This is a genomic window from Dokdonella sp. GW821-FHT11D02 (assembly GCF_058808595.1).
Genome location: NZ_CM179520.1, coordinates 3,984,707 through 3,995,701, shown reverse-complemented (window position 1 = coordinate 3,995,701; position 10,995 = coordinate 3,984,707). Strand labels below are relative to the sequence as shown.

General features: G+C 58.9%; 6 protein-coding genes. All 6 read left to right on the top strand.

From position 1 onward, the window contains the following. Positions 1-42: 42 nt before the first annotated feature. Positions 43-4,077 (top strand): RHS repeat-associated core domain-containing protein, encoded by a 4,035-nt coding sequence (locus tag AC3QL3_RS17100; RefSeq protein WP_492895289.1) that lies wholly within the window; start codon positions 43-45, stop codon positions 4,075-4,077. Positions 4,078-4,139: 62 nt separating this feature from the next. Beyond that, complete coding sequence (locus AC3QL3_RS17095) at positions 4,140-4,406, top strand: hypothetical protein (RefSeq protein WP_492895288.1); 267 nt, start codon at positions 4,140-4,142, stop codon at positions 4,404-4,406. A gap of 122 nt (positions 4,407-4,528) precedes the next feature. Then, on the top strand, positions 4,529-8,599 hold the full coding sequence (locus AC3QL3_RS17090; protein ID WP_492895287.1) for an RHS repeat-associated core domain-containing protein: 4,071 nt from the start codon (positions 4,529-4,531) through the stop codon (positions 8,597-8,599). Positions 8,600-8,603: 4 nt separating this feature from the next. Continuing rightward, positions 8,604-8,870, top strand: a complete 267-nt coding sequence (locus AC3QL3_RS17085; RefSeq protein ID WP_492895286.1) for a hypothetical protein — start codon at positions 8,604-8,606, stop codon at positions 8,868-8,870. 359 nt (positions 8,871-9,229) lie between these two features. Further along, positions 9,230-10,255: an N-acetylmuramidase domain-containing protein gene (locus AC3QL3_RS17080; protein WP_492895285.1), complete on the top strand. Its 1,026-nt coding sequence runs from the start codon at positions 9,230-9,232 to the stop codon at positions 10,253-10,255. A 70-nt stretch (positions 10,256-10,325) separates the two neighbouring features. Further along, the gene (locus AC3QL3_RS17075) at positions 10,326-10,994 is read left to right on the top strand and encodes a hypothetical protein (RefSeq protein WP_492895284.1); all 669 of its coding nucleotides are present in this window, start codon (positions 10,326-10,328) and stop codon (positions 10,992-10,994) included. The last annotated feature ends 1 nt before the right edge of the window (position 10,995 follow it).

Here is a 10,995-nt window from a genome sequence, read left to right as displayed (position 1 = left end):
CCTGTCAACGGCGTTGATCTAGTGATGTAGGGGGAAGTGCTGATGATTTCGAATGGAGCAGGACGCCGTGGATTTGCAGGGCTATGGCTGGCTTGCCTGTTGGCCCTTTGGCTCTCCGGCGCGCAGGCGGAAGTGCGCCTGCCGAACGGCGAGTACCGCACGAGCGCGACGGACCTGAAGGTGAAGGTGCTGGGCGGCTACGTGACGGTGGATCGCACATGGCAGTCGATCAATCTCAACAAGGGCCAGTACCGCTGGTACTTGAACCCGGCGTGGGCGGATCTGGAGCTGGAGATCGACAGCGGCGACCAGTCGATCCGCTCGATCCGGCGCACGGCGGCGAAGTTCGAGAAGCAGGGCGAAGACCTGTACGTGCTGAAGGAGGCGGACCGGGCTTACTTCATCCGCGTATTGCGTGACGAAGCCGGTGTGCGCACCGGCTTGCGCTGGAGCGACCGCCTCGGCAATGCGATCGACTACGACGCCGACGGCCGCATCCGCAGCTTCAATGAACGCAATGGCGTGACGGTCTCGTTCGAGCGCGACGCTTCGGGCCAGATCCAGAGCGTGCGCGACGGTGCGACGCCGCCGAAGACGATCCTGACGTTCGCCTACAGCGGCGGCCAAGTCAGCACGATCACCGACTACAGCGGTCGCCAAGTGCAGTACCGCTACACCGGCACGAACCTGACCGAAGTGATCGACGTGCTCGGCTACTCGTGGACCTACACCTATCAAGGCAGCCTGCTGAAGACGCAGACCGATCCGGAAGGCCACACGATCACACTCGACTACCAAGGCAATCGGGTGGTCAAGCTGACCGATGCGCGCAACAACGCGACGACCTACGTTTATGACTACGATCGCGGCACGCGGCAGTATCAGGTGACGGAGACCAGCGCCGAAGGCAAGAAGACCTACGGCACCTACGACGCGGACGGCAAACTGATCCAACAGGAGATCGGTACGCGGCAGACGAGCCAGCTGATCAAAGACAGCGCGAACGTGGAGATCGCGGTGGATGAGCGCGGCCTACAGACGCGCACCGAGTACGACGCGAACCGCAATCCGGTGAAGGTGACCTATCCGGACGGCAGCAGCACGACGACGAGCTGGGACGCACGCTACAGCCTGCCGCTGGAGCGGACGGACGAGCTGGGCGTGAAGACGAGCTACGAGTACGACGCGAAGGGCAACCTGCTCAAGCAGACCGAGGCGGTCGGCAAGCCGAAACAGCGCGTCACGACAGCGACCTACGACGCGTTTGGCCAACGGCTGACGCAGACGGTGAAGGGTGCAACGGAAGCGGAAGATGCGACGACGACGTGGACCTACGACGGCTACGGCAACGTGCACACGATTACCGATGCGGAGAACCACACGACAACGCTGGAGTACGACGCGCAGGGTAACGCGGTCAAGCGCACCGATGCGCGCAACAAGATCTGGCTCAGCCCGACCAATGCGGCCGGCTGGGTCACGAGCCGCAAGGATCCGCTCGATCACGAGACGGTGATCACCTACGACAAGGTCGGCAACCGCAAGACGGTGAAGGATCCGGAAGGACACACGACGAGCTACAGCTACACGGCGAACAACGAACAGGAGACGGTGACCGATCCGCTCGGCGGCGTCACCACGACGCACTACACCAAGGACGGTCAGCGCAAGGAAGAGATCGACGCGAGCGGGGTGAAGACGAGCTACGGCTACGACGCGGACGGACGGCCGACGACGATCACGGACGGTGCGGGCAATGTGACGACGCAGATCTACGGCAAGACGTGTGACGACACGGAGGCCTCGGGTCTAGCGGGGATGCTGACGGCGACGCGATATCCGACGTACTGCGAAGAGTACAAGTACGACTCACGAGGGCGCCGCACACAAGTCTTGCAGATCCTGCAGAAGGAAAGTGGACCGCCAGAACGGCAGGCGATGACTAGTGTCTATGACGCGAAGGGCCAGAAGCTGAGCGAAACCGATCCGCTGAATCGGACGACGCAGTCCGCTTACGATGCGCTAGGGCGCTTAGTGCTCATTACCGATCCAGCGGGCGGCAAGACGAGTTATACCTACGATGCGCGGGACAACCGCAAGACCGTCACCGACGCTAACGAACACACGCACACGTTCACCTACGACAGAGTGGATCGGATCAAGACCGAAGCGCGGCCGTTGGGTCAGACGATCCGGTACGACTACGACGAAACGGGCAATCTGACCCGACGCACGAGTCCGAACGGTGAGCGGCGCGAGTACGGTTATGACGACGCAAACCGGCGTACGAGCGAAGGCTACTATCCCAAGGACAGCACAACGGCGAGCCAGACGGTGATCTATACCTACGACGGCCGCAACCTGCTGACCGGATATGCGCAGACTGGCGACACGCAGAGCAGTGCGACCTACGTCTACGATGCGAAGAGCCAGAAAAGGGACGAGACGGTGACCTATGGCAGTGGGCCACAGGCGTTCTCCAAGACGATCCACTACGGCTACGAGCCGAACGGGTTGAAGAAGAGCCTGACCTACCCGGACGGCACGGTGCAGATCAGCACCTATGACGCGAATCGCTTGGCGACGCTGAGCATCCGGGGTAACACGATCCGCTACCAGGACTATCAGTGGCGCGTGCCGACGAAGGTGACGATGCCGGGTGCGACGCGGACGTTCGAGTACGACGCGCTGCAGCGTCCGATCCGGATCCGCAGCGAATCGGTGGCGGGTGCGACGATCATGGACTACCGCTACACCTACGACGCCGCCGGCAACACCAGCCGACGCGAGACTGAAGATGGCAACTACGACTACAACTACGACAGCTTGGATCGGCTGACCGGGGCGATGCCGCCGCTGTCGTTGCAGCAGAGCCCGGCGAATCCGAATGGGCTACCAGTTGAGCAGTACACCTACGATCCGGTGCACAACCGCAAGACCAGCGCACATCAAGCCGGCGGCTGGAGCTACAACGCGAACAACGAACTGAATGCTTACGGCACCGGTGCGGACCAACAAAGCTACCGCTACGACGCCAATGGCAACACGATCGAGCAGAAGAGCGGAAACCCGTCGAGCCCGAGCAAAACGCGAACCTACCTCTACAACGCGGCCGAGCGGTTGAGTGAAGTGCAGGACAACGCAGCCACGATCGGTAAGTACCAGTACGACCCTTCTGGGCGGCGGATCCGCAAGGAAACCGCAGAAGGGATCACTTGGTTCCAATATGCGGATGAAGGACTCATGGCTGAGTACTCGCAGGCGGGGCGGGAAGTGAAATTCTATGGATGGATACTCCATGGCATTTGGGGTGAAGACCCTCTATGGAGCGACAGGCGTTCGTCGTCCGGATTCGGCTTCTATCACAACGATATATTGGGTTCTGTTCAGCGCGTTACTACCCCTACAGGGGAGATAACGATAGCGTTGAGAAGTGAGTCGTTTGGAAGGAAAATACAATCTTCGAATTCGTTGCTAGAAGCCCTTGGTATGGCGGGGCAGTACTCGGATAACGAAACAGGCGGTGTATATAATAGATCAAGAAATTATAATTCAAATAATGGAAGATATTTCGAGACTGATCCGATCGGGCTCGACGGAGGTATTAATTCATACATATACGCATATGCTTCTCCAATTAGGTATATAGACCCCGAAGGGCTTCAGGTGATACCCAGTGGATGCGCTGGCGGGCGAGGAGTCATCTTGTGCGACGGCAAGGGTGGATTTGAGTCAAGAAATTGCGATCATCAGTGCTCATTTGTTTGTACGCAGGTGCATGAGAATACTCATATATCTGATTATAATTCAGATGCAAGAAGAAGTTCGAGATGCAAGAATAGGCCTCGATTCTTTAATCCTGCAGAGAAGATTGACCAGACTGCCGAGGGAGATTTCTTCTTCTATAAAACGGAATGTAGGGCACATAAGCAGGGGCGTGCTTGTGCGCAGGCGTTGAAGGCATCGCTATTTTGCTCATGTTGGGGTGGGTTTGGATGTTGCGATGATCTGGATTCTTTTATTAGGACGGATAATCACTATATCAACAGATATCAATGCGAGTCGCGTGGATGGTAGTAAGATTATTAATCATAAGTGCTATGGCATTGGCATTCATCTCGTGTCACCCCGAGTCAGGAATGGGTGTCGAGTACTTGAGTGGTGACTCCATTAATGGGACGCCAAGGGTTCGTGACGAAATTAATTTGAGACTTTCTCGTGAGGCTGCTTTATTTTTTAAAAATAACGTCGGCGTAAAAACTAGTTCATTTAAGGTGTATCATGGATCTGTATCGGATGGAAATATAGTTTTTGCTATAGAGATGGAAAATGATCATGGGGTCAGTACGTGGTTTGTGGAGTTTAATTCTGCTGGGGCTAATCCAAAATTGCAGCGTCCTATGTAGTTACAATTCTTAATTAATCCGCCCTGGTGGCATAGGTTAGTCTTTTATTTATCTGATTCGTTGGTAAGTAAATGTCGTCAATTTTTCTCGACTGCTTGACGTTTAATGAGGGAAATTTTGTAATGATCCGGGACAGGGCAACAAGCTGCGGATTCGCATGCCCGTGGCTGGCTTGCCTGCTGGCCCTTTGGCTCTCCGGCGCGCAGGCGGAAGTGCGCTTGCCGAACGGCGAGTACCGCACGAGTGCGACGGATCTGAAGGTGAAGGTGCTGGGCGGCTACGTGACGGTCGATCGCACGTGGCAGTCGGTCAACCTCAACAAGGGCCAGTACCGCTGGTACTTGAACCCGGCGTGGGCGGATTTGGAGCTGGAGATCGACAGCGGCGACCAGTCGATCCGCTCGATCCGGCGCACGGCGGCGAAGTTCGAGAAGCAGGGCGAAGACCTGTACGTGCTGAAGGAGGCGGACCGGGCTTACTTCATCCGCGTATTGCGTGACGAAGCCGGTGTGCGCACCGGCTTGCGCTGGAGCGACCGCCTCGGCAATGCGATCGACTACGACGCCGACGGCCGCATCCGCAGCTTCAATGAACGCAATGGCGTGACGGTCTCGTTCGAGCGCGACGCTTCGGGCCAGATCCAGAGCGTGCGCGACGGTGCGACGCCGCCGAAGACGATCCTGACGTTCGCCTACAGCGGCGGCCAAGTCAGCACGATCACCGACTACAGCGGTCGCCAAGTGCAGTACCGCTACACCGGCACGAACCTGACCGAAGTGATCGACGTGCTCGGCTACTCGTGGACCTACACCTATCAAGGCAGCCTGCTGAAGACGCAGACCGATCCGGAAGGCCACACGATCACACTCGACTACCAAGGCAATCGGGTGGTCAAGCTGACCGATGCGCGCAACAACGCGACGACCTACGTTTATGACTACGATCGCGGCACGCGGCAGTATCAGGTGACGGAGACCAGCGCCGAAGGCAAGAAGACCTACGGCACCTACGACGCGGACGGCAAACTGATCCAACAGGAGATCGGTACGCGGCAGACGAGCCAGCTGATCAAAGACAGCGCGAACGTGGAGATCGCGGTGGATGAGCGCGGCCTACAGACGCGCACCGAGTACGACGCGAACCGCAATCCGGTGAAGGTGACCTATCCGGACGGCAGCAGCACGACGACGAGCTGGGACGCACGCTACAGCCTGCCGCTGGAGCGGACGGACGAGCTGGGCGTGAAGACGAGCTACGAGTACGACGCGAAGGGCAACCTGCTCAAGCAGACCGAGGCGGTCGGCAAGCCGAAACAGCGCGTCACGACAGCGACCTACGACGCGTTTGGCCAACGGCTGACGCAGACGGTGAAGGGTGCAACGGAAGCGGAAGATGCGACGACGACGTGGACCTACGACGGCTACGGCAACGTGCACACGATTACCGATGCGGAGAACCACACGACAACGCTGGAGTACGACGCGCAGGGTAACGCGGTCAAGCGCACCGATGCGCGCAACAAGATCTGGCTCAGCCCGACCAATGCGGCCGGCTGGGTCACGAGCCGCAAGGATCCGCTCGATCACGAGACGGTGATCACCTACGACAAGGTCGGCAACCGCAAGACGGTGAAGGATCCGGAAGGACACACGACGAGCTACAGCTACACGGCGAACAACGAACAGGAGACGGTGACCGATCCGCTCGGCGGCGTCACCACGACGCACTACACCAAGGACGGTCAGCGCAAGGAAGAGATCGACGCGAGCGGGGTGAAGACGAGCTACGGCTACGACGCGGACGGACGGCCGACGACGATCACGGACGGTGCGGGCAATGTGACGACGCAGATCTACGGCAAGACGTGTGACGACACGGAGGCCTCGGGTCTGGCGGGGATGCTGACGGCGACGCGGTATCCGACGTACTGCGAAGAGTACAAGTACGATCCAAGAGGAAACCGCACCCGGGTCGCGCGGATCCTGCCGAAAGAGAATGCGCCGCCCGAACAACAAGTGACGGTGAGCGGCTATGACGCAAAAGGTCAGAAGCTGAGTGAGACCGATCCGCTGAATCGGACGACACAATCGGCTTACGACGCATTGGGTCGTCTGGTATCGATCACCGATCCAGCGGGCGGCAAGACGAGTTATACCTACGATGCGCGGAACAACCGGAAGACGATCACCGACGCTAACGAACACACGCACACGTTCACCTACGACAGAGTAGATCGGATCAAGACCGAAGCGCAGCCGTTGGGTCAGACGATCCGCTACGACTACGACGAAGTGGGCAATCTGACCCGACGCACGAGTCCGAACGGCGAGCGGCGCGAGTACGGCTACGACGATGCGAACCGGCGCACGACGGAGAACCAGTACCCCAAGGGCGGCACGACGGCGAGCCAGACGGTGATCTACACCTATGACGGGCGCAACCTGCTGACCGGATACACACAGACCGGCGATACGCAGAGCAGCGCGAGCTACGTCTACGACGCCAAGCGTCAAAAGCGAGACGAGACGGTGACCTATGGAAGTGGGCCACAGGCGTTCTCCAAGACGATCCACTACGGCTACGAGCCGAACGGGTTGAAGAAGAGCCTGACCTACCCGGACGGCACGGTGCAGATCAGCACCTATGACGCGAATCGCTTGGCGACGCTGAGCATCCGGGGTAACACGATCCGCTACCAGGACTATCAGTGGCGCGTGCCGACGAAGGTGACGATGCCGGGTGCGACGCGGACGTTCGAGTACGACGCGCTGCAGCGTCCGACCCGGATCCACAGCGAATCGGTGGCGGGTGCGACGATCATGGACTATCGCTACACCTACGACATCGCAGGCAACATCAGCCAGCGCGAGACCGAAGACGGCAACTACGACTACAACTACGACAGCTTGGATCGGCTGACCGGGGCGACGCCGCCGCTGTCGTTGCAGCAGAGCCCGGCGAATCCGAACGGGCTACCGGTCGAGCAGTACACCTACGATCCGGTGCACAACCGCAAGACCAGCGCACATCAAGCCGGCGGCTGGAGCTACAACGCGAACAACGAGCTGAATGCTTACGGCACCGGTGCGGACCAACAAAGCTACCGCTACGACGCCAATGGCAACACGATCGAGCAGAAGAGCGGAAACCCGTCGAGCCCGAGCAAAACGCGAACCTACCTCTACAACGCGGCCGAGCGGTTGAGTGAAGTGCAGGACAATGCAGCCACGATCGGTAAGTACCAGTACGACCCGATGGGGCGGCGGATCCGCAAAGAAACCGCGGAAGGGATCACTTGGTTCCAGTACGCGGATGAAGGGTTGGTCGCAGAGTACGCTGGGAACGGTGCGTTCAACAGAGCTTATGGATGGAAAGCGGATCAGTCGTGGGGTACTGACCCGGTATGGTTGGCCAACATCGACGGAACAGTATGGAAAGCAAGGTTTTATCACAATGACCATCTTGGGACATCGCAGAGCCTGTCGGACCAGACGGGGGGCGAGACCTGGATGGCGGTGAGCGAGGCTTTCGGCAAGCTGCGAGGGGATACTGAAGTGTCGGAGAATCCGATGCGATTCCCGGGGCAATATCACGATGTGCCATTGAGTCTAAATTATAATTATAAGAGATATTATAATTATTCAATTGGACGGTATCTTGGGACGGATCCGATTGGTTTGTCGGGAGGGATGAATGCGTTTGCATACGTCAGCGGTCGCGTCACGAGAAATTCGGACTCTACCGGAACATTGACGGACTCAGAGTGTTGCGGGAAAGCGCAGCCTATGCTCGCGTCTGTGGCGGAAGGTGGCGGCGTTTTTTGCTGCGATGGGCGTATGATCGCTTGTGCTAAGACAAGGGATCCCGGCAGAGATCCGGGGCAAGCAATTTCAAATTGCATCCTTGATCATGAGAATGATCACATCGGCCACGGCGATTCCGTTCCATGCAAACAGTGTCCTGGATTCTATAGGCCTGACGGCAGTCAAAACTACGGAAATAGTCGTTCAGAATCGGAATGTAGGGCTACTACGAGGGAATTGAATTGCCTGTTGCCGAAGTATGAAGAATGCCGTAGAGGTGGAGACATTGCTTGTATGTCGCAAATAAGAACCTATTACAACGGAAAAGTAACTGATATGAAAGACGCTTACAATTGCACGAATACTCCTCCAGAGATACCGAGCAGGTAGTGTCATGAATTACATATTGTCAGCGTTACTTGTTTTGGTTCCTACTCTATCGGATGGTTACGATGTCAAAAAATGTGAGAGAAAGTATGATGATGGTCAGGTACGTGATTTAATTAAAGATAAGGTAAGTTATCCTGGTGGATATGAGGCTGATGTTAACTGGAAAAAATGCAAATATTACATAGTGGTTTATCCGATTCCTATTACTCCAGACACTCAGAAGATTATTGTTTTAGATTCTAATGGTAATGTAATTGATGGTCCGAGATAGATGGGGAAAGTTCAATGGTTTCAGCATGGAGGTGTAGCGTTCCCCTGATGGGCTTCCGTTTTAGAGGCAGGACTTTGGGCATGCCCTCCCGGCAAGAGGTTCTGTCGTTTCACTGAGTCGCAGGCTGTGGTGATCCTATAGGATGCCGATAACGGCATTCCGGCTAAGGATGTGTTACATGGCGCTCGCGCGCCAACCCGGCGATCCCCGACTTGCATGTCGGAAGAGGCATGCGCCAGAAGCACAGCGCGCTTTTCGCGGCACGGTTCACGTTATCGGCCCGCGCCCGGGGTTTCCCCTAGCTGTTTGCACGTGGCGACGGGCCTATGGTCGGTCCATCGATCAGCGGAGCGCGTGCCATGAGCCTGGGTGGAGTCGACAGTCGCAACAACGCCGGTTCTTTGGCCGAATCGATGCGCGCCTCGCTCGATCCGTCGCAGCAGCCCGACCAGGTGGCCGCGAAGCCGGCCAACGAGGTACGCCCCGGCATGATTCTCGCGATCCCGGCCGCGACCGAAGGTCTCGGCCTGCAATACCAGGCGATCGCCGGCGATACGCTGCAGTCGATCGCGGACCGTTGGGGCGTGACCGTCACTGATCTGCGTGCCGCGAACCAGGCTACGTTCGGATCGGGTTTCGTCGAATCGGGTCCCGGCGCGCTCGGCGCGATCGACACCAGTAAGTTGAGCGGCAAGCAGCTCACCGTCGCCAACATCTACAACCATCACGGCAAGGACATCGAGAGCATCGCCAACAAGGCCGGGCTCAACGTCAAAGACGTGATCGGCATCATCGCGCAGGAAACCGGCGGCAACATCGATCCGGCCGCGCGCATGACGATCCGCTTCGAAGTGCACAAGTTCGCCGAGCGCATCGACGCGACGCAGCAAGCCGACTTCGACGCGCACTTCAAATACAACGCCGACACCACCTGGAAAGGCCACAAGTTCAACGCGGTCGGGGAAGGCAACCTCGCTCCCGACGGCACCGCCGGCACGTGGAAGTCGATCCATCCGACCGGCGGCCCGCAGGACCAGGACATCAACTGGGATGCGTTCAACTACGCGCACAGCCTCAATCCCGAAGCGGCGGCGGCGTCGATCTCGATGGGCCCCGGTCAAGTCATGGGCTTCAACTATTCCTCCGCCGGCTACGCCAGTGCGGAAGAGATGTTTACCAGCTTGAAGGACAACCCGATCAAGCAGTTCGAGGCGATGACCGACCACATCGGCAGCGACAGCAATCTGAAGGACGCGTTGAACGGTGGCAAGTACGATACATTCGCGACGCGTTACAACGGCGGCGGCATCCCGGACTATGGAACCAACCTCAAGAACTTCGCCGACGCGTTCGCGGCCGTCACGGCGCCGCCCGCGGCGAAGTAACGCGGCGGCACTCGCGCTGTCGCTCCTGCTCGCGGCCAGCCCAGCGCTGGCCGCGGGCATGTCGTGGAGCGTGCAGACCAGAAAGGGCGACATCATCGCCAAGACCGGCGAGCAACGCGTGCCGGCTTTTTCCGTGCGCGACTACGCACAGACTTTGGTGCCGCAAGGCTATCGCCTCGACGCCAAGTCTTCCGGCCGCGAGTGCGCGATCGAAATCGATCTCAAGGCCTTGTCCCTGCTCGGCGATGCGCTGAGTCTGGAACTGACCTATCGCCGCCTGCCCGGCGAATGCGCGACGCCGTTGCGCGACGGCGGCTACCACGCCGTGCGCAGCATTCATCTCGGTTCTTCCGCACCGGCGCGCGTCGACGAGTACGCGAAACCGGAGCGCCTGCTCGCCGAAGCGCACAAGGCGCGCGAGGTGGCCGAGCGCATCGGTGCCGACGCGGCCGCGCCGGCATCGCTGCAGACGCTGTTCGAACAGCTCGATCAGGCCACCGCCAAGCAGTGCGAGCGGCGACTTACTCCGGCCTCGTTGTCGCAGTTCTACGTAGCCTCCGCCGCCGCCGACCGCATCGATCTACGCATCGCCTGGGGCGAGGAATGCGGCCAGCTCGGCGACGAGCCGCAGCTCGACGGCGTATCGTTGCCGCTGCATCGCAGCGACCTCAAAACCGGCATCACCGCGAGCACGCTCGAACTGCCGAGCGTGCATCTGCGCTTCGTCGCCGAAGAGTGAG

What these genes read in the sequence shown, in the direction of transcription:
- AC3QL3_RS17085 (WP_492895286.1), top strand. Translation starts at nt 8,604, where the DNA reads ATGAATTACATATTGTCAGCGTTACTTGTTTTGGTTCCTACTCTATCG.
- AC3QL3_RS17080 (WP_492895285.1), top strand. Translation starts at nt 9,230, where the DNA reads ATGAGCCTGGGTGGAGTCGACAGTCGCAACAACGCCGGTTCTTTGGCC.
- AC3QL3_RS17100 (WP_492895289.1), top strand. Translation starts at nt 43, where the DNA reads ATGATTTCGAATGGAGCAGGACGCCGTGGATTTGCAGGGCTATGGCTG.
- AC3QL3_RS17090 (WP_492895287.1), top strand. Translation starts at nt 4,529, where the DNA reads ATGATCCGGGACAGGGCAACAAGCTGCGGATTCGCATGCCCGTGGCTG.
- AC3QL3_RS17095 (WP_492895288.1), top strand. Translation starts at nt 4,140, where the DNA reads ATGGGTGTCGAGTACTTGAGTGGTGACTCCATTAATGGGACGCCAAGG.